Origin of the sequence: Marinobacter sp. BW6 (assembly GCF_008107725.1) — a bacterium.
GTDB lineage: Bacteria > Pseudomonadota > Gammaproteobacteria > Pseudomonadales > Oleiphilaceae > Marinobacter.
This window is the reverse complement of the sequence record NZ_VIRN01000064.1, coordinates 1481641-1501275: the sequence shown is the minus strand read 5'-3', so window position 1 is coordinate 1501275 and position 19635 is coordinate 1481641. Positions and strand designations below refer to the sequence as shown.

The following is a 19635-nucleotide window of genomic DNA, read 5'->3' as shown; positions in this document are numbered from 1 at the left end:
TATGCCCCGGCGCTCCGCTCTGAGATCCTCAGCACACCTGGTATTTGCCGCTGTCATGACGGCACTGCTGGCGGGGTGCGGGTTCCAGCTGCGGGGAGCGCCGCCGGTTTCTTCAGCTCTGGAGCCGCTGGCCGTGGATTGTTCATCACAGGTTCCCGATACACTGTGCCGGGCATTACGTGAGCAGCTCAGCCTTGGTAACATCAACCTCGCGCCAGTTGCGGACGCTGACTATATTCTGCGCCTGAAAAACTTTGAGCGGGACCGTCGCGCGACCGCCATCACGGCCCAGGCCGCGGCTGCAGAATACACGCTGCGTCACTCCGTTGACCTTGAGGTGATCAGCGCAGACCGGGTTCCCATGGTAGCGACAACGCGCCTGACCACCAGCGAAAGCTACCGGTACGATGAAACCAACGTGCTGGCAAGACAGCGGGAAGAGGACACGCTACGCCAGCAAATGGATGATCGCCTCGCGCAACAGGTGATATTCCGGCTGGCTCCGCTAACTCCCCAGAGAATTGAAGCCATTCGGACAGAGTACCAGCGCAACGAGGAAGCCGACGCCTCATCCGCAGGCAAGCCATGAAAACCAATCCGGGACAACTATCCCAACTCCTGAAAAAGGGTCTCTCCCCGGTCTACCTCATTTCCGGGGATGAGCCGTTGCTGGTCCAGGAATGTTGTGATCAGGTTCGAAAGACTGCGAAAGAGGCCGGCTTTCATGACCGTCTGACCTTCCATGCAGACCATCAACTGGACTGGAACGCCGTTGCCGAAGAATTCAGTGCCATGTCCCTGTTCGCAGAGAAGCGTCGCATTGAGATTCACCTGCCAACCGGCAAGCTTGGCGACGGCCGTGCGGTACTGGAACGAGTACTGGCCGACCCTGCGGAGGACATCATCCTTCTGCTGATCAGCGCTCGCCTGGACGCAGCGGAAACCCGCCGCAAATGGTACAAGGAGCTTCAGGCGAAAGGCGTGCATGTGCCTGTGTGGCCCGTAGATGCCGACAAATTCCAGGGCTGGCTCCAGCAGAGAGCCAGCAACCGCGGCCTGAGCCTGACCCGGGGCGCCCTGGCAATCATGGGCGAACGCCTTGAAGGCAACCTGCTTGCCGCCAGCCAGGAGCTCGACAGGCTGTCGTTGCTGGCAAACGGGAATACCATTGACGAGGAAACCGTTGAACAGGCAGTCCAGGACAGCTCCCGATTCAATGGATTTGAACTGGTGACAGAATTGATCAGTGGCCGGGCGCCCCACGCTGGCAAGATAATCACCGTTCTGCAGCAAGAGGGAGAAAACCCATTGGGCCTGTTGTCGGTTCTCAGCCGCGACTTGAACCTCCTGCTAGAGCTGAAGTCTTCAGCCGGTCAGTCTGAAAATCCCGCCGCCTTCCTGAAAAAACGGGGGGTGTTCCAACCCCAACGGGCCCGGGCACTGGAGCAGGCTGCGCGCCGGCTGAACCGTTCTCAACTGAACGAGGCCATCACTCTTTGCAGCCAGATCGACCGTGCTGCCAAGGGTTTCGATCCCCTGACCCCCTGGCACTATTTGCGCGATATGTCCGCCCTGCTCGCGGGCCGTTCGTGATCTGAATCAAACTCCGCCCTCCTTGTGCACTCCTGACGCCCCAGCCCCTTGACAGTTTTTTGCCATCGGGCGCATTGTAAGCACACCAACAATCCAAGGAGGTGCTTGATATGAGTCTTCAAGAAGAGCTCAAGAAGCTGTCGGAAAAGGTAAAGCAGTACCGGGATGAAGCGCGCGTGCAGATGCACCTGGCCCGGGAAGACGTTAAGGATGAATGGGATGATCTTGAACAGGACTGGGATCGATTCAGAAGTAAGATCGATGAGGTTCTGCACGATGCCGAAAACGCATCCCAGGAAGCGCGTCAGACCGCCTCAAAACTGGGTGAAGATCTGAAAACCGGCTATCAGAACATCCGGAACAAACTGAAGTAAAACTGTTAACCCGTTAACAATACGCCACAAATTTCTACCACAAAGGCTCCGTGGTTTGGAGCCTTTGTGCCATACTTCACAGTATCAGTGAACAAAGCGTCATAGTTTTGACCCGCTTGATCAGATTCTGATCGGTCCTGATCAAAGGGGCCCGAATTACCAGGTCGCTTGAGCACACTGCGAGGTATAAAAGGCGTATGAAAAGATTCTTACTGATACCCTCAGCACTCTGCCTGTTACTTACCACCACCCTCGTGATTGGACAAAACACCCGATTCAGCGATCCAGAGACCGTTATTTCCGATCACTTCTGGGGTGACCTCTATGCCAGTGGCGGCAACTCCTTCTTCTGCAACACCGCCTTCACCAGCAAGGGCTTTGTGCTGACAGACGGCTACGTGTACCCGTTGGCAGACATCCGAAGCGCACTGGACTGTGGCACATCACGTCAATGTGAACAGGACAATCGCTACCGCCAGATCGCATCCGACATGCACAACATGATACCGGTTCGGAGCCGAACCGAGATGGGCCGCCGCAACGCCCGTTACGAAGACCTTGGCTCGTCGGTCAGTAAGGATGACTGTGGCATTCGCCAGAGCGCCCAGTTCTTCGAGCCGCCCGTCCGGGTCAAAGGCGATGTTGCGCGCACGGTGGCCTACATGGTGGACACCTACGGCCTGCCCTGGCTGGGCTCCTCCGCGGTATTCAAGGGATGGAACCGGCTCGACCCGCCGGATGATGGTGAGCTCACCCGTCACCGGCGTATTGCGGACATCCAGGGCAACGACAATCCCTTTGTCACTACCCCGGAGAGAATGGAGCAACTGTGAGCGTCCGAGGAACCAGGCTAATTACCAGTCGACCATAAAAAAACAGGCCCTCAGGCCTGTTTTTTTTATGCGTGGTTTTCTCTGCGAGAATCAGAATTCTTCGGCAGTCAACGCCATCATCGAGTCACTTCCGCTGCGAATGCCTTCAGCCAGGGAGACGGTTTTCGGCAGCAGGCGGTCAAAGTAGAAACGCGCCGTTTTGAGCTTACCGCTGTAAAACCCGGAGGTATCAGCCTCTGCCTGAGGTGCAGCCGCTTTGACGATCTTCGCCCACATATAGCCGAGAGCCGTCAGACCGAACAGGTCCAGATAGTCCACAGACGCAGCGCCAACGGCGTCCGGGTTACCACTGGCCTGTTTGATGACGTGCTCGGTGACATCGTCAAGGCGCTCAACCGCCGCAGCGAGAGGCTCAAGGAACGGACGCAGGTGTTCGTCGCCGCTATTCTCCTCAAGGAAGTTCGCCACATCCTGGACAAACAGCTCATAGAGCTTACCCTGGGTTCCAACCACCTTCCGGCCCATCAGATCCAGCGCCTGGATGCCGTTGGTCCCTTCGTAGATCTGGGTAATACGGCAGTCACGAACCAGTTGCTCCTGGCCCCACTCTCGGATGAAACCATGGCCACCGAAGACCTGTTGCCCCATGATGCAGGCATCCAGACCGCGATCGGTCAGGAATGCCTTGGCCACCGGCGTCAGCAACGCCACCATGCCCTCAGCGTGCTTGCGACGCTCGTCATCCTCGGCGTACTTGGAGATATCCAGCCACTGGGCCACGTAGGTTGAGAAAGCACGACCGCCTTCCACATAGCCTTTCATGGTCAGCAGCATTCGGCGGACATCCGGGTGCACGAGGATTGGGTCTGCAGCTTTTTCAGGCTGCTGGGCGCCGGTTGGCGCTCGGCTCTGAATACGGTCAAGGGCATATTCCCGGGCACTTTGCAGGGAAGCCTCGGCAGCGCCGATACCCTGGATGCCCACACCCAGGCGCTCGTAGTTCATCATGGTGAACATCGCAGCCAGGCCCTTGTTCTCCTCGCCGACCAGCCAGCCTTTGGCGCCGTCGAAGTTCATGACACAGGTAGCAGAACCCTTAATGCCCATTTTCTTCTCGAGGGAGCCACAGCTGAAGCTGTTGCGTTCGCCAAGGGAGCCATCGTCATTCACCAGGAACTTGGGTACCAGGAACAAGGAAATGCCCTTGGGACCTTTCGGTGCGTCCGGGAGTTTGGCCAGCACCAGGTGGATGATGTTCTCCGCCATGTCATGCTCGCCCCAGGTAATAAAGATTTTGGTGCCTGAGACGTTGAATGAGCCGTCATTGTTGGGCTCGGCCTTGGTGCGGATAATACCGAGATCGGTACCGGCATGGGGCTCGGTCAGATCCATGGCCCCGGACCAGACGCCTGAGTACATATTGGGCAGGTATTTTTCTTTCAGCTCGTCACTGCCGTGGGCATCAAGTGCCAGACAGGCACCTGCCGTCAGCATGGGGGCCAGGCCGAACGCCATGTTGGCACCCTGCATCATTTCCTCAAACTGAGCCACCAGAGTCTTGGGCATGCCCATGCCGCCAAAATCCGGGTTACCGCCGAGGCCGTTCCAGCCGCCTTCAACGATGGTCTGGTAGGCTTCCTTGAAGCCGTCAGGAGAGGTCACCTCACCGTCATTCCACTTGCAGCCCTGCTCGTCACCCTCTCGATTCAAGGGCGCAAGTACACCGCTGCTGATCTTGCCGGCTTCTTCAAGAATCGCGTCAGCCGTTTCCGGGTCTACATTCTCGGCAACCTTGGGCAGTGAAGCCCACAAGGCGGGGGCATCAAAAACCTCATTCAGAACGAAGCGCATGTCACGTAGGGGTGCCTGATAATCAGCCATCTAAAACTCTCCAAAAATTCTGTCAGTCTGTTCAGGTGGCAATGGGGCCGCTATTCCGGCCGGTCACACCTGCTCGGGCTATGTGTCCGCTGAAGATTATTTTTATGGGCGCCCATTCTACCCTAAAAGCGGACCGCAACTCATGAAAAAAGCCCGCCTCCGGGGAGCGCGGGCTTTCTGTCCTTTGGAACCTTCCTTCGGTGCCCGCGCCTTAGATGGCGAAGGCTTCCTCCGGCATATCCATCAGACTGTCAGCGCCGGCCAGCATGCTTTCTGCGTGGCCCTTGGCACGGGGCAGCATACGCTTGAAGTAGAAGCGTGCAGTCTGAACCTTGGCGTTGTAGAACATTTCTTCGGTCGTCCCTTCTACCATCCGGTCCAGAGCAACCTTGGCCATGCGCGCCCACAGGTACGCGAATACCGCGTAGCCGGAGTACATCAGGTAGTCCACAGAGGCCGCGCCCACTTCTTCCCGGTTTTTCATGGCGGACATACCAATCTTGGTAGTCAGTTCGCCCCACTCCTTGTTCATAGCCGCCAGCGGCTCGATAAATTCCTTCAGCTGCTCGTTGTCAGCGTTTTCCTTGCAGAACACGTGCACCTGCTTGGTGAAGCCCTTCAGGGATTCGCCCTGGGTCATCAGAACCTTCCGGCCCAAAAGGTCCAGCGCCTGAATACCAGTGGTGCCTTCGTAGATCATGCCGATACGGGCATCACGAACGTTCTGCTCCATGCCCCACTCGGAGATAAAGCCATGGCCACCGAATACCTGCATACCCAGGTTGGCTGCCTCGTACCCGATCTCGGTCAGGAAAGCCTTGGCAATGGGCGTCAGGAAGCCCAGAGCTTCGTCTGCCGCGCGACGCTCTTCTTCGGTCTTGCCGCTGTGAACAACATCGGCCTGCTGCGCAGTCAGGTAAATCAGAGCACGGGCGCCTTCAGCAACCGCTTTCTGGGTCAGCAGCATGCGACGCACATCCGGATGAACGATGATCGGATCAGCAATGCCTTCCGGGTTCTTCGGACCGCTCAGTGAACGCATCGCCAGACGCTCCTTGGCGTAGGTCAGCGAGCCCTGGAAACCCAGCTCGGCCGCACCGAGACCCTGGATAGCGGTGCCGATACGGGCAGTATTCATGAAGGTGAACATGCAGTTCAGGCCCTTGTTCTCAGGACCAATCAACCAGCCCTTGGCACCGTCGAAGTTCATCACGCAGGTAGCGTTGCCGTGGATGCCCATCTTGTGTTCGATGGAGCCGCAGGAAACTGCGTTGCGCTCACCGGAGGAGCCATCTTCGTTCGGCAGATTCTTGGGCACGATGAACAGGGAGATACCCTTGGTGCCTTCCGGAGCGCCCGGCAGGCGTGCCAGAACGATGTGAACAATGTTCTCGGCCATGTCGTGCTCGCCGGCCGAGATAAAGATCTTGGTGCCGGTAATGGCGTAAGTACCATCAGCATTCGGCTCTGCCTTGGTGCGCAGGGTGCCCAGGTCGGAACCGCAGTGTGGCTCGGTCAGACACATGGTGCCGGTCCACTCGCCGCTGATCAGTTTGGTCAGGTAAGTCTGCTTCTGCTCTTCGGTGCCATGCTCTTCAATGGTGTTGGTTGCACCGTGGCTCAGGCCCGGGTACATGCCGAAGGACCAGTTGGCGGTACCAACCATCTCACTCATCACCAGACCGAGAGAATGCGGAAGTCCCTGGCCGCCATAGTTGGGATCGGCGGTCATGGAAGGCCAGCCGCCTTCAACGTACTGCTGGTAGGCTTCTTTGAAGCCAGTCGGTGTTTTTACACCGTCTTCGCTCCAGGTACAGCCTTCCTTGTCACCCACCTGGTTCAGCGGAGACAGAACCTGCTCACAGAACTTGGCACCTTCCCCGATAATGGCATCCACCATATCCGGAGTGGCGTCTTCGGCACCTTCCAGGTTGGCGTAGTGCTGCTCGCTGTCCAGCAGCTCGGTCATTACGAATTTGATGTCACGCAGGGGCGCTTTGTACTCAGGCATGGAATCCACCTCGGTTCTCGGTCTCAGCTGAATAAGGTTTTACAGCTTCTGGCCTTGGGTTTGCTCAGACACTGCAACGCACTGCGCCGCAGCCTTAATTAAACACTTGTTTGAAACATACGTTTACAGGCACAGAATTGTCAATAGGCGGGTGCAAAATTTGTGTTGCGAACTGTCACCTGAGCACGCGCCATAACAGTGCGCACAGGGTGCCAGCAGGCTGTAACTGCGGGATATTTATAGGCGGATCAGGTCTTGGGACACCAGAGGATCAGGCCGACACCGGTTCGAAGGACGAGACCCGGTTTTCGTCATCGTTTTGGTCGACCTCTCCCATGGCGGAGACTTCACGGTAGGCATCACTGGCAGCCCTTGATGGCCCCCCAGTCTCGGCAGCAAGCTCTGACTGGGCCTGGAGCATAATCTGCATGGCCTGGGCGGCAACGGCCCGGTCCTGTCCGGAAGGCTCCGCCGGCGCCATGGCCGCCGACCGGACGATCCGCATCTTTTCAATGGTAGCCTGGGGGTCTCCCTGTACGGGAGACAGATCGATGGAGACTTCACCACCTACCGCGTACTGTGCTCCGTCCGGGCCGCGCTGATAGGTAAAGGACATGGCGCCCGCATACTGGCCGCCAACCGCCTGATGCGCGGCTTCGTGGGCACGGACCTCACGATCCCGTGCTTTCAGCTCAGTCAGTTGTTTCAGCTCTTGTTCAGTCAAGCCCTGCGGGCTACCCGAATCCTCACCACCGGGTTTTGACTCAGGGTTTTCTCGCGCGGACTCGGCTTTTCCGGAAGCCTCAGTGAACCTGGCTTCGACCGAGGGCGTCTCGGGCTCTGCCGCTGCTGAGCCGGTTGTCTGGACTCGTGGCGAGGCCTGGCCTTGAAAAGACGCCCCGGGGAAAGATGGAGGGACAGGAGGGAGGGAAGAAAGCACGAACTTGGCGTCCTTTCAGCTGTCAGGCCATGATATCAAGAAGCGTTCCCAATGTTTCGTCCGCGGTTTTTACCACCTGCGCCGACGCTTCAACACTGCGCTCATATACCTTGAGGTCAACAATAGGTTCAATAAGGCTGCCGGGACCTTCTGCGGTCCCCTGGGGTCCATCCGTGCCGCCACGGGCAATCTTGCGGGCGGCATTTTCCATACCGACCATGCCATCCTGAATGCCCTGGATCCCAACTGCGAGAGTGTTATTGATCATAACCGCGATGCCCGATGACCATTAATTGACTCAATTAAGCCACACATTTGGTCAATTTTCAAACAGCACATCAATATTCAGATACCCCGCCAGCATTTCCGGACGCGCCTGCTCCAGCCAGGGAAGGATGCCCAGGCAGGGTGCTCCCATGTGGTTCACCAGGTAATTCAGGGTGTCCTGCTCGCAACTCATGGGCTCAGGCTCTGTACGGTTGGCGACCCAACCTGCCACTTTCAGACCGTCACTCCTGATGGCTTCCGCCGTCAGCAGAGCATGGTTGATACAGCCCAGGCGGAGTGAAACCACCAGGATAACCGGCATGTTCAGTTGGCGCGGAAACTCCGAGTAGGTTTCCCGGTCGTTGAGAGGGACCCGCCAGCCGCCGGCGCCCTCCACCAACAGCAGGTCTGCCGGACGAATCTGCAACCCACGGCAGAATCCGACAAGGCGATCAGAGGTGATGTGACGTCCGGCCTGCTCAGCGGCCACGTGAGGCGCAATGGCCGGTTCCAGTGCTACCGGGTTAATCAACTCGTAAGCCAGCGGCTCCGTAATGGCGTTCTGCAAGATCAGGGCATCGTCGTTGCGGAGGCCTTCTGGTGTCCGATTGCAACCGGACGCGATGGGCTTCATCGCCAGGGTGTGCTTCCCCATGGCCCTGGCCGCGTGAAGGATGGCTGCGGATACCAGGGTTTTTCCAACCCCCGTGTCGTTGCCAGTTACAAAGAAAGATTGCTTGGCCATTATTATTTCCTGTCAGGTAGTCCTATGGTTTCTGCCAGTAAACCCATGCAGCCTCATAGCTTGCCATGATAGTGCCCTCTGGCTCTTGGGGGTACTGCCTGCACATTGCCCGCATTCTCCCGGGTGCCGTGGCCCCTCGTCGCCGACCAGCGCCCCGGAAGCCCGCCCCGAGATGGCGAAGCTCTCCTGCCAGGGCCATCGGCGACTCGTAGGGAAGCCTGATGGTGCGGGTTTCAATGATTGCATCCGGCAATTCGGCGCGCACCTTGGCCTGAAAAGCAAGGTCGGTTTCGAAGCGATTTACGTGCTGATGTTCAGGATCCGCTGCCTGCCAGGCAGCTTTAAGCTCACGCAGCGTGCCATCAAGCAACGTGGAGACCATGAGACGCCCGCCGGGACGCAAGATACGCCGACACTCCCCGAGCACTGCACAGGGGTCATCACACCATTGAATCATGAGGTTACTGAAAATCAGGTCGACACTGTCATCCGGCAAAGGGAGGTGCTCGGCATCACCCAAAATCCAGCTGATTCCGTCTGGCCCATTCGCACGAGCCTGTTCCAGCATACCCGGTGACAGATCAACCCCGGTCAGCGGCCCAATCTGCTCAAGATCAGCAAATTTCCGGGTAAACCACCCGGTGCCACAACCAAGGTCCAGGGCTGTCGAATCGAGCTGCCGAATGTCACGGGACTGGAATTTCTGCAGCATGGTGTTGCCCATAAAACGCTGCAGTCTGGAGGCACTTTCATAGGTGCCACTGGCAGTGCCGAACCCCCTGGCAATATCGGACTTGAGCGTTTCAGAAACACCGGCCGATGCACTCGGCGAACAGCTCATAACGTCCATGACAATGCCTTTTGCGAGGCAAAAAACGCCTGTATCGCGCCCCAACAATCCGAAGCCGAGCAACCGCCCGGCCAGTGCGCCATTCCAGGGACGACCGCATAGTCACTTGAAGCGGGAACCGCAAGATCATCCGCCCGGGAGCTTACCACAACGTCGTTTTCCCCCATCACATGCAGGGCCGGCGTGACGAGTGAACGCCATAACGCCCTCTGGTCCCCAGTTTTTAGCCATGTAAGGCTTGTACAGAGGTGCGCGTGTGAAACCAGGGTTCCTTTTTCCAACCAGGGCTTGAGGCATTGCCGCTCCTGCTTCTCGTTCGCAGCGCCGTTGATCATCAACAACAGGAAATGCAGCCAATACCGCTGGGGGTCCCGTTGGATGCCAACGGCGAAAGCCCGGAAATCCGGTTCCGGCATTCCATGGGGCCAGCTGTCATCGGCAACAAACTTCGGAAAACCACCCAGCGTTATGGCACAGGAAACCGCGCCGGTCTCCCGAGCGGCGGCCTCCATCACAACCTGACTGCCAAGGGACCATCCCATCCAGACCGACGGCTCTGGATAAAGCGACAACAACTCATCAGTCACCTCGGAAAGGGAATGGCAACGAGCCAGCAACTCATCGTCCAGAGACACCGGCACAACCTCCCCCGGCCAGTAACCATAGAGCTCCGACAGCATCTCTGCGCGAACGCCCCAACCCGCAACCACCACCAGACGCGGACAGACCTTTCCGGAGCTCATATCGCCACGTCCGCCTGCTGAACCAGATGACGGCACTCTGAAAGCGCACTCAGCAGACAATCAAGGTTCTCTTGAGAATGTGCGGTACTGAACGTTACCCGCAAACGCGCTTCACCCACCGGAACCGTCGGCGGACGAATTGCCGAGACCAGCAAACCTCGCTCCTCCAGCGCCTGACTCAACGCCAGCGCGTCGTGATTGTCGCCTATCATGATCGGCTGGATCGGCGTCCGTGAAGGCATCAATTCATACCCCATGGCAGAGGCCTCCCGCCGGAACCGGGACACCAGCCCCAATACATGATCACGACGCCCCTGCCCCCTCTCAATAAGGTTCAGACTCGACATGGTTGCGATGGCAAGCGCCGGCGGCATCGCCGTCGTGTAAATATAGGTCCTGGCCTTCTGAACCAGATAATCCATCAACATCGACGGCCCGGCCACGAATGCGCCACTGGTTCCTACCGCCTTGCCCAAGGTACCGATCAGGACCGGCACGTCTTCTTCAGACAACCCCATTTCAGCCACACTGCCCCGGCCCTGAGGTCCGAGCACACCAATTCCATGAGCATCATCGACAACCAGTAACGCATCGTGGGCCCGGCAGACCCGAGCCAACTCCGCCAACGGCGCAATGTCACCATCCATGCTGAACACACCGTCTGTTACCACCAGCTTGTGCCCGGACGTCTCTGAAAGCATCGCCTCCAGCGCTGCCACATCTCCATGGGCATAACGGCGAACCCGGGCACGGCTAAGAATACAGCCATCGATAATGGAGGCGTGGTTCAGCCGATCCGAAAAAATCGTATCGCCCCGCCCGGCCAGCGCCGAAATAACGCCCATATTCGCCATGTAACCGGTGGAGAAAAACAGCGCCGAACTGCGCCCGGTAAACTCCGCCAGACGAAGCTCCAGTTGGTGATGGGCATCATGGTGACCACAAATCAGATGGGAAGCCGCACCCCCGAGCCCGGTCTCCGGAAGCGCATCACGCAGTGCCGCGATATTGGCAGGGTTGTTGGCAAGACCAAGGTAATCATTACTGCAGAACGACAACAAAGGTTTGCCGTCAGCAATTAGAGAGGGCGCCTGAGGACCGGCTACATGCCGCCGCGTCCGGTAAAGGCCGGCCTGTTTCCGCTCTTCGAGTTCAAGGGCAAAGTCCCGCACGATAGCACCTGGAGGTTAACTCAACGGTCCGGGCAACGAGCGGGTGAGGCTCGCTGCCTCCCAAGATCAAAGGCTCAGGCAGATTCCCGCGTAGCGTCATAGAACATGTGACGGGTCGCCTCATACTCCACGGCTTCGGCAATCGCCTCCTCTTCCTGTTCCTCCGACGCACACTGCTCACGCTGCTCAGGGCGAATACCCAGGCGCTTGAACAACAGCATATCGGCATCGGCTTCCGGATTGGCGGTGGTCAGGAGTTTCTCACCGTAGAAGATCGAGTTGGCGCCGGCCATGAAACACAGAGCCTGCATCTGCTCATTCATGTTTTCACGCCCAGCCGACAGGCGAACATGGGAAGCCGGCATCAAGATCCGCGCCACCGCAATAATCCGGATAAACTCGAACGGATCCAGATCCTCAACGTCCTCCAGAGGCGTGCCTTTTACCTTCACCAGCATATTCACCGGCACACTCTCCGGATGGTGGGGCAGATTTGCCAACTGGACCAGCAAACCAACCCGGTCATCCTCATCCTCCCCCATGCCCATAATGCCGCCGCAGCACACTTTCATGCCGGCCTTGCGAACATTGTCGAGCGTGTCCAGACGGTCCTGGTAGGTACGCGTGGTGATGATGTGGCTGTAATACTTCTCAGAGGTGTCCAGATTGTGGTTGTAGTAATCCAGCCCGGCATCGGCCAGCTCCACGGCTTGCTCTTCCTTTAACATGCCAAGCGTCATGCAGGTCTCAAGCCCCAGGGATTTGACCTGTTTGACCATGTCCAGAACATAAGGCATGTCTTTCTTCGAAGGACTGCGCCAGGCGGCGCCCATGCAAAACCGGGAAGCCCCCTTCTGTTTTGCAGCCTTGGCTTCAGCCACCACCTTTTCAATTTCCAGCAGCTTTTCTTTCTCAAGGCCGGTGTTGTAATGACCACTCTGGGGACAGTATTTGCAATCCTCCGGGCAGGCACCCGTCTTGATCGACAGCAGAGTGCTGACCTGCACTTCATTCGGATCAAAATATTGCCGGTGCACGCTCTGGGCACGGAACAGAAGATCGTTGAAGGGAAGCTCGAAAAGCTCGCGGGCTTCCTGCAGTGTCCAGTCGTGGCGGAGTTCTGTAGCGGTCATGTAAAAGTCCTGTTAACCTTTCCCGGTCTCTGGGTTTACGGATGAATCAGATGATAAAGGGACTGAACTGGCTGTCAACCTTCATGGAGCAAAAGGTTAACAGCGTAGAGCACGGAGGACTCTGTGTCGCCTGCTTGTCCGCCAACGCTTTCAACGGGTTATGCCAACCCTGCCGTGACGAGTTGCCCGTCAACCTCTGGCATTGTCGCTGCTGCGCCCTGCCCCTGGCTTTTCCATCTTCTGAGCTGCTCTGTGGCGACTGCCTGAAGCACCCGCCACCCTTCGATTCGTCTCTCGTTCCCTGGCGCTACCAGTACCCACTGGACGGCATGATTAGCCGTTACAAGTACAATGGCCAACGCAAGTTCGGACGGCCGCTGATGGCCGATTTCGCCGGCTTTCTTGAGAAGGCATTGCACGATGGCAGGATCCTGAAGCCGGAGGCGCTGGTGCCCGCACCAATGGATTCGCGGCGACGACGGCAGCGGGGGTTTAATCAGGCCCAGGACATTGCCGAGACCCTCGGGGGCCACCTGAACATTCCTGTGTCTACCGGGCTGGTGGAGCGCGTCCGGAGGGTTCGGGCACAGCGAGAGTTGAACCGTGAGGCGAGGCTTGCGAATCTTCGGGGGGTGTTTGAGGTGACGTCGGTGGTGCCTGAGCGGTTGGCCATTGTAGATGATGTGGTGACCACGGGGGCGACGGTTCGGGTTTTGGCTTCGGTTCTGCGGCAGGCCGGGGCTCGCGAGATTCAGGTTTGGGCTTTGGCCAGGACTCCCGGCTAAGCCAATATCGCTGTTACACGTTCTGCTATCGCCAGACAGGACGTTAACCCGGGTGATTCGATACCAAACAGATTAACCAGTCCCGGCAAACCGTGGTCTTCCGGCCCATCAATTCGAAAGTCTGCGAAACCGCCCTCAGGGCCCGCCAACTTGGGGCGAATGCCGGCATAGGCGGGCTGGAGGCGGGCCGGATCAAGGCCTGGCCACCATTGGCGGATACTGCTGGCGAAGGTTTCCTGGCGGTTTGAGTCGACGGTGTAGTCTTCCTTGTCGATCCATTCTACGTCCGGGCCAAAGCGAGCCTGACCAGCAAGGTCGAGGGTTAGGTGAACACCGAGACCTCCGGGTTCGGGGACCGGGTAGATCAGCGTTTTGAAGGGTGTTTGGCCGCTGTAGCTGAAGTAGACGCCCCTGGCGAACCACTGCTTTGGTTTGTACTCGTCTGGCAAACCGGCCCAGGTGTTTGCCAGTGGGACAGCGCCGAGTCCTGCGGCGTTGATGACGTTTTGCGCTTTCAGGGTCAGCGGATGGTCGCCTCCCACGTGGAGAAGATGCCAGTGGTTGCCCGATTCAGCGGCCACCAGGGGCGACCGGAGAGCGAGTTGGCCGCCGGCATCCTCGAGCTCGCCAAGCAAAGAGAGCATCAGCCCATGACTGTCGACGATACCGGTTTCCGGCGACCAGAGACCCGAACTGGCGCGGATTTCCGGGATTTCGCGGGTGATTCTGTCTGCGTCATGGAGGGCCAGCTCTACGCCGTTGCGCGCTGCAGCGGCCTGAATATCCCAGAGTTTGCCATTCTGTGATTCGTCGGCCGCTACAATCCATTTGCCGCATTTCCGGTGTTCGACTTTATGGGTTCGGCAATATTCGTAAAGCCGCTGTCGGCCTTCAACGCACAGTTCCGCCTTCAGTGACCCTTGCGGGTAATAGATCCCGGCATGAATGACTTCGCTGTTTCGTGAGGAGATGCCTTCTCCAAACCGGCCTGCGCCTTCCAGCACAATCACCTCTTGTCCGGCTATCGCCAGGGCGCGGGCAATGGCAAGCCCCACGACACCGGCGCCGATTACAACAGTTTGGGTTTGAAGGACTTCTGTCGACACTCAGGCTTGCCCCTGCTCTACTGACAAGCCACTGAGCATACCCCATCCTTGCATCCCTGCGAAAACTGGCCCGGGAAGGCTGAACACATTACTCAAGAGCCTATACCGGTTATACTTGCTTCCGGAAAGTAGTGCATGGAGCCCGGCTTATGATGTCTGACAGGAAGCAGTTTGTTCTGGTAATGGTGGTGGCCGCTCTGTTTGTCGGGTGGCTCGGCTGGCGTGGTTTTGAGGTAATCAGCCTGAATGAGCGACTGAAAGCTGACGATGTGGTTGCCAGCTATCCCTACAAGCATCGGGTCCTCAGGGTGGAGGGTGACACTGCCATTATGAGTTCACTGCGATCCCACACCACATCTACCCAGAAGGCCTTGAGCGCGGTATTTCCGAGTATGCGTAATCTTGGGGACAGCCATCGGGACTGGCAGCGGGCAGAACGCGAGCTTGCACAGGTTCAGGCCCGCGCCGGAGACGTGGTTCTCGGGGCGTCTGGCATCAGCCGTATCCGCTGGGAGCTGGATGAAAACTGGTACCATCTGCAATCCATGAAATCCAAATACGATACAAGGCTCTGAAACGTCCCTTTATGACCCCTGACCCATCACTTGCGACATCCAGCCACCCCTACGATTCCCTGACGCCCGATACCATTCTGGATGCGATGGAGGAGGCAGGGTTTGCAGTTAGTGGCCGGCTGTTCGCGCTGAACAGCTATGAAAACAGGGTTTATCAGGTGGGTTTGGACGAAGGTGCCCCGGTCATCACCAAATTTTATCGGCCAGGTCGATGGAGCGAAGCTGAAATCCGGGAGGAGCATGAGTTCACCCTGGAACTTCTGCAGGCGGACATTCCGGTTGTTGCCCCAATGCAACTGGCTTCCGGCGACACCCTCGGTCGCCATGGCGAATTCCTGTTCGCGGTTTTTCCACAGCGTGGCGGTCAGGCGCCGGACACCAGTGTAACCGATACCCTTTATCGGCTGGGCCAGTGGCTGGGTCAGATCCACAACATTGGCGCCCGAAGACCTTTTGCCCATCGCTCCGACATGGATTTGCTAGAGGGCATCGAAGCCAGCAACCGGCTTTTGTTACAGGGCGACTGGATTCCGGCGGATCTCAGGCCCGCGTGGGACAGCCTGATTCCAGATCTGCGAAGACTCTGTGCCGCTCGGGTAGATGAAGCCGGCCCGGTGGAAACCCTGCGACTTCATGGCGACTGCCACGCCGGTAATATTCTGTGCCGGGACGAACAGATGCTGTTTGTGGATCTGGACGATTGCCGCACAGGTCCCGCTATTCAGGACATGTGGTTGCTACTGAATGGCGACGATGTCGAAAGGGGCGCCCAGCTTGGAGAACTGCTGGAAGGCTACGAAATGTTCCGTGATTTCAATCGCCGTGAACGCCACCTGATTGAGCCGCTACGCTGCTACCGGCAGATTGCGCATTGCGCCTGGCTGGCCAAACGCTGGGATGACCCTGCCTTTCCGCGCTTTTTCCCCTGGTTTGCACAACCAAGATTCTGGTCAGACCAGATTCTCTCGCTCCGGGAGCAGTTATCAGCCCTGCAGTCTCCTGCTATCACGGTGCCGGGGCAGTACTGAGCAATACTTTAAATTCGTTTGATTCGAGGTAGGCATGAGCCAGAATGAGGCCCGTTATACTGTTCGCAGCCTGATTGTAACCGCACTGGTCGCGATCATCGGCACTGTTCTCACGTTGGAAATAAGTGGCAAGATCAGTCACAGCGACAATAAGGATCACATGCCAGTTGGTGATTTCCAGGCCATTCACGTGACCGAAGACGATCCGTTCCGAATGTCACCCAAGGCCTCGGAATTGCATGCTGTCTGCGAGAACGGTTATCTGGCGATCGCCGCCGATGTCGACCCATCATTCCGGGGAATCCTCGTGGACTATAAAAACCGGGGTGTCCGCTGCTCCAGACCGTCACCGACAGGGCCTGCCGTTCCACCCTCTCCTGAGGCACCAGACTCCAATGGTTAAATCCCGAAAGCCGTCGGAGGCCCCCGAGCAGGTTACGGACAGGCTGTTTGCCACAGAGCGCCGGCCGGAGGATTTTCGATTCGACGCCTCGGTGGCCAGGGTGTTCCCGGACATGATTCGCCGTTCGGTGCCTGGCTACACCACCATCATTCCGATGATCGAGGTTATTACCGAACAATACGCGCAACCAGCCTCTCACTGTTATGACCTTGGTTGCTCCCTGGGCGCGTCAACTCTGGCCATGCGCCACGGCCTACCCCATGCAGATTGCAGACTCTTTGGCGTGGACAACTCCAGCGCTATGATCGAACGCTGCGAGCATTACATTGCCCTGGACGACAGCCCCCTCCCCGTCACTCTCAGATGCGAAGATATTCTGGACACCGAACTCAGCAACGCCTCGGTAACCACTCTGAATTTCACCTTGCAGTTTGTCGATCCGGAAAACCGGGCCAGCCTGCTCGAACGAATTGCAGAAGCCACTCTCCCCGGCGGCGTCCTGATCCTGTCAGAGAAAATCCGCTTCGAGTCCGAAGCCCAGCAGGCCATTCAGACCCGATTGCATCACGAATTCAAACGTGCCAACGGCTATTCGGATCTTGAAATCAGCCAGAAACGCACGGCCATCGAGCAAGTGCTCATCCCTGAAACACTGGCGGCCCACAAGGCGCGACTTCTGGCCGCGGGCTTCAATGATGTGGTGGTGTGGTACCAGTGCTTCAACTTTGTTTCCATGCTCGCCATCAAGGCCAACGAAACCACCGAATGACCATGGCAGATTTTGACTGGAAAGCCCGTTTCGGGCCAATCATCAATACACTCTCGGAAGACGGACTGGATCACTGGTCTGATTTGCTACGTCAGCAACTGATCCACCGCTTTGAAGACCGCCCCCATGGGGATCTGGATCGCTGGCAGGCCGCCCTGGAGAGCCTGCCCTACCTTGAGAACGTAGAGGCGCAGCTGGGCAGCTCCGCCGTTACCCTGACCTCGCCGCAGCCCCTGAGCGCGCCGCAACAGGAACAGCTGGAGCTCGGGTTGCGCGGCCTGATGCCCTGGCGCAAGGGACCCTTCGATTTTTTTGGCACATACATCGATACTGAGTGGCACTCTGACTGGAAGTGGGACCGGGTATCTCCCTATCTTTCAGAGCTTTCCGGTCGCCGGATACTGGATGTCGGCTGTGGCTCTGGATACCACTGCTGGCGAATGCTGGGGGAAGGTGCCAGCCGGGTGATCGGCATCGACCCCGGGCTCCTGTTCATGTTCCAGTTCTTCAGCGTCAGGGACTACCTCGGCGATGTCCCCGTAGACCTGCTGCCAATTCGGATGGAAGATCTTCCTACAGATCTTGAAACCTTCGACACTACCTTTTCCATGGGTGTCCTTTACCATCGGCGCTCGCCGCTGGATCATCTGCTGGAACTCAAGGGAACACTTCGCCGGGGTGGCGAGCTGGTGCTGGAAACGCTCGTGGTTGAGGGGCCTGAAGGCTTCAGCCTGATGCCTGAGGATCGCTACGGTCAGATGCGCAATGTCTGGTTCCTGCCCACCTGTGACACATTGCTGCGCTGGCTGGACCGCACCGGCTTCCGGAATGCCCGGGTGGTGGATGTGACCGCCACCACTACCGAGGAACAGCGCAGCACTGACTGGATGCGCTTTAATTCCCTGCAGGATTTTCTGGATCCCGACGATCCGGCAAAAACCGTGGAGGGGTACCCGGCGCCGCTTCGGGCCACCGTGATTGCCGAGAAACCCTGAACACGAAAAAACCGCCGTGCCTTTCGGCAGGGCGGTTTCTTTCATCCGTCAGCGATTATGCGCCAAACGGATGACGAAGCGTAATGGTTTCAATACGATCCGGACCGGTTGAGATCACGTCGATCGGCGCTTCAATCTGCTCCTCAAGGAAACGGATATAGGCCTTGGCGTTCTCGGGCAACTGGTCGACGCTGGTCAGGCCAACAGTGCTCTCACTCCAACCGGGCAGCTCTTCATAAACCGGTTCGATGTCCTTATAGCTATCGCAGCCAATGGGCGGCCGGAAAATCTCTCCGTTCGGGGTCTTGTAACCGACACACACTTTCACGGTCTCAAGTCCGTCCAGCACGTCGAGCTTGGTCAGACAGATGCCGGACACACTGTTGATCTGGATGGCGTGGCGCAGGGCGACTGCATCGAACCAACCACAACGGCGGGAGCGACCGGTGGTCGTACCCACTTCATTACCCTTGACGGCAAGGTGCTTGCCCATGTCGTCAAACAGTTCGGTGGGGAACGGGCCGGAACCAACACGGGTGGTGTAGGCCTTGGTGATACCCAGGACATAATCCAGGAACAGGGGGCCAAAACCGGAGCCAGTGGCGGTGCCGCCGGCCGTGGTGTTGGACGACGTCACGTACGGGTAGGTACCCAGGTCGATATCCAGCAGCGAGCCCTGAGCGCCCTCAAACAGGATGTTCTCTCCACGCTTGCGGAAATCGTGCAGCATGTCAGTGACATCCGCAGCCATGGGCAGAATTTCCTCACCCATCTGCTTCAGCTCTTCCAGGGCCGCATCAATGTCTTCAGCTTCTTCTTTGAAGTACTCGGTCAGGATGAAATTGTGGTACGACATGATCTCCCGCAGCTTCATTTCGAAGTCGGCCGGATTACACAGATCACCCAGACGCAAGCCACGGCGGGACACCTTGTCTTCATAGGCCGGGCCAATACCACGACCGGTTGTGCCGATCTTGTCGACACCACGCGCCCTTTCACGGGCCTGATCGATACGAACGTGGGTACGCAGGATGATCGGGCAGGCCAGGCTGATGCGCAGGCGATCGCGTACCGCCACGTCATTGGCCTCCAGCTCCCGCACTTCTTTAAGCAGGGCCTCGGGCGACAGGACGACGCCATTACCGATAAGGCAATAAACGTGTTGCCGCAGGATACCGGAAGGAATCAGGTGAAGCGCTGTTTTCTTGCCGTCAATCACCAGGGTATGACCGGCATTGTGCCCGCCCTGGAAGCGAACAACCGCTGCGACCTTGTCGGTCAGTAGGTCAACAATCTTACCCTTGCCTTCATCACCCCACTGGGTGCCCAGCACAACAACATTTTTACCCATGATTCTCTCTCAATGCGGCTGCCCCGAAGGACAGGCGTTTCGCAAGTTTACCTGTAAATGAATTCACCGAAGCCCCTGGGG

At 58.0% G+C, this 19635-nt stretch carries 21 protein-coding genes; 10 read left to right on the top strand and 11 right to left on the bottom strand.

All coding sequences use genetic code 11. The features are described 5' to 3' along the window. Position 1: 1 nt before the first annotated feature. The 4 genes from lptE to FMN52_RS15540 all read left to right on the top strand — a co-directional run bounded on the left by lptE (position 2) and on the right by FMN52_RS15540 (position 2800). Complete coding sequence (lptE, locus tag FMN52_RS15555; RefSeq protein WP_148609478.1) at positions 2 to 589, top strand: LPS assembly lipoprotein LptE; 588 nt, start codon at positions 2 to 4, stop codon at positions 587 to 589. Further along, complete coding sequence (gene holA, locus FMN52_RS15550) at positions 586 to 1593, top strand: DNA polymerase III subunit delta (protein ID WP_148609477.1); 1008 nt, start codon at positions 586 to 588, stop codon at positions 1591 to 1593. Before lptE ends, holA begins: the two co-directional genes overlap by 4 nt. A 110-nt stretch (positions 1594 to 1703) precedes the next feature. Further along, positions 1704 to 1967, top strand: a complete 264-nt coding sequence (locus FMN52_RS15545; RefSeq protein WP_148609476.1) for a hypothetical protein — start codon at positions 1704 to 1706, stop codon at positions 1965 to 1967. A gap of 197 nt (positions 1968 to 2164) precedes the next feature. Beyond that, positions 2165 to 2800, top strand: coding sequence for an endonuclease (locus FMN52_RS15540; protein WP_148609475.1), 636 nt, complete (start codon positions 2165 to 2167; stop codon positions 2798 to 2800). A 90-nt stretch (positions 2801 to 2890) separates the two neighbouring features. On the opposite strand, the gene FMN52_RS15535 is transcribed toward FMN52_RS15540, so the two are convergent. The 9 genes from FMN52_RS15535 to bioB all read right to left on the bottom strand — a co-directional run bounded on the left by FMN52_RS15535 (position 2891) and on the right by bioB (position 12542). Next, positions 2891 to 4681, bottom strand: a complete 1791-nt coding sequence (locus FMN52_RS15535; RefSeq protein WP_148609474.1) for an acyl-CoA dehydrogenase C-terminal domain-containing protein — start codon at positions 4679 to 4681, stop codon at positions 2891 to 2893. Positions 4682 to 4892: 211 nt separating this feature from the next. Further along, on the bottom strand, positions 4893 to 6692 hold the full coding sequence (locus FMN52_RS15530) for an acyl-CoA dehydrogenase C-terminal domain-containing protein (RefSeq protein WP_148609473.1): 1800 nt from the start codon (positions 6690 to 6692) through the stop codon (positions 4893 to 4895). 271 nt (positions 6693 to 6963) lie between these two features. Beyond that, positions 6964 to 7632: a putative metalloprotease CJM1_0395 family protein gene (locus FMN52_RS15525; protein ID WP_148609472.1), complete on the bottom strand. Its 669-nt coding sequence runs from the start codon at positions 7630 to 7632 to the stop codon at positions 6964 to 6966. Between the two features lie 22 nt (positions 7633 to 7654). Further along, complete coding sequence (locus FMN52_RS15520; RefSeq protein WP_148609471.1) at positions 7655 to 7900, bottom strand: flagellar basal body rod C-terminal domain-containing protein; 246 nt, start codon at positions 7898 to 7900, stop codon at positions 7655 to 7657. A gap of 51 nt (positions 7901 to 7951) precedes the next feature. Next, the gene (bioD, locus tag FMN52_RS15515; RefSeq protein ID WP_148609470.1) at positions 7952 to 8644 is read right to left on the bottom strand and encodes a dethiobiotin synthase; all 693 of its coding nucleotides are present in this window, start codon (positions 8642 to 8644) and stop codon (positions 7952 to 7954) included. A 22-nt stretch (positions 8645 to 8666) separates the two neighbouring features. Continuing rightward, positions 8667 to 9494 carry a malonyl-ACP O-methyltransferase BioC gene (bioC, locus tag FMN52_RS15510; RefSeq protein WP_346341311.1) on the bottom strand — a complete coding sequence of 276 codons (828 nt, stop codon included), beginning with the start codon at positions 9492 to 9494 and terminating at the stop codon, positions 8667 to 8669. Further along, on the bottom strand, positions 9482 to 10237 hold the full coding sequence (locus tag FMN52_RS15505; RefSeq protein ID WP_148609469.1) for an alpha/beta fold hydrolase: 756 nt from the start codon (positions 10235 to 10237) through the stop codon (positions 9482 to 9484). Before FMN52_RS15505 ends, bioC begins: the two co-directional genes overlap by 13 nt. Further along, entirely contained in the window at positions 10234 to 11409 is a 1176-nt protein-coding gene (gene bioF / locus FMN52_RS15500) for an 8-amino-7-oxononanoate synthase (RefSeq protein ID WP_148609468.1), read from the bottom strand. The genes FMN52_RS15505 and bioF overlap by 4 nt, the downstream gene beginning before the upstream one ends. A 74-nt stretch (positions 11410 to 11483) precedes the next feature. Continuing rightward, the gene (gene bioB, locus FMN52_RS15495) at positions 11484 to 12542 is read right to left on the bottom strand and encodes a biotin synthase BioB (RefSeq protein WP_148609467.1); all 1059 of its coding nucleotides are present in this window, start codon (positions 12540 to 12542) and stop codon (positions 11484 to 11486) included. A gap of 41 nt (positions 12543 to 12583) precedes the next feature. Here bioB and FMN52_RS15490 point away from each other — a divergent pair, with 41 nt between their 5' ends. Beyond that, positions 12584 to 13327 (top strand): ComF family protein, encoded by a 744-nt coding sequence (locus FMN52_RS15490; RefSeq protein WP_240339496.1) that lies wholly within the window; start codon positions 12584 to 12586, stop codon positions 13325 to 13327. Here the strand turns inward: FMN52_RS15490 and FMN52_RS15485 are convergent. Continuing rightward, positions 13324 to 14433, bottom strand: coding sequence for an NAD(P)/FAD-dependent oxidoreductase (locus tag FMN52_RS15485; protein WP_148609466.1), 1110 nt, complete (start codon positions 14431 to 14433; stop codon positions 13324 to 13326). The genes FMN52_RS15490 and FMN52_RS15485 overlap by 4 nt on opposite strands. A gap of 152 nt (positions 14434 to 14585) precedes the next feature. On the opposite strand from FMN52_RS15485, the gene FMN52_RS15480 reads away from it, so the two are divergent. From FMN52_RS15480 to cmoB, 5 genes are read left to right on the top strand one after another with little or no spacing between them, the layout of a single operon-like run. After that, positions 14586 to 15008: a hypothetical protein gene (locus tag FMN52_RS15480; protein WP_162851875.1), complete on the top strand. Its 423-nt coding sequence runs from the start codon at positions 14586 to 14588 to the stop codon at positions 15006 to 15008. Positions 15009 to 15019: 11 nt separating this feature from the next. Beyond that, positions 15020 to 16036, top strand: a complete 1017-nt coding sequence (locus FMN52_RS15475; RefSeq protein ID WP_148609464.1) for a serine/threonine protein kinase — start codon at positions 15020 to 15022, stop codon at positions 16034 to 16036. 34 nt (positions 16037 to 16070) lie between these two features. Then, positions 16071 to 16439 (top strand): kinase, encoded by a 369-nt coding sequence (locus tag FMN52_RS15470; RefSeq protein WP_148609463.1) that lies wholly within the window; start codon positions 16071 to 16073, stop codon positions 16437 to 16439. Further along, a complete protein-coding gene (cmoA, locus tag FMN52_RS15465; protein ID WP_148609462.1) occupies positions 16432 to 17208 on the top strand; it encodes a carboxy-S-adenosyl-L-methionine synthase CmoA in 777 nt (258 codons plus the stop codon). Before FMN52_RS15470 ends, cmoA begins: the two co-directional genes overlap by 8 nt. A gap of 2 nt (positions 17209 to 17210) precedes the next feature. Next, positions 17211 to 18203, top strand: coding sequence for a tRNA 5-methoxyuridine(34)/uridine 5-oxyacetic acid(34) synthase CmoB (gene cmoB, locus FMN52_RS15460; RefSeq protein ID WP_205424956.1), 993 nt, complete (start codon positions 17211 to 17213; stop codon positions 18201 to 18203). Positions 18204 to 18258: 55 nt separating this feature from the next. Here the strand turns inward: cmoB and FMN52_RS15455 are convergent, their stop codons facing one another. Next, positions 18259 to 19554, bottom strand: a complete 1296-nt coding sequence (locus FMN52_RS15455) for an adenylosuccinate synthase (RefSeq protein ID WP_148609460.1) — start codon at positions 19552 to 19554, stop codon at positions 18259 to 18261. Positions 19555 to 19635 lie beyond the last annotated feature (81 nt).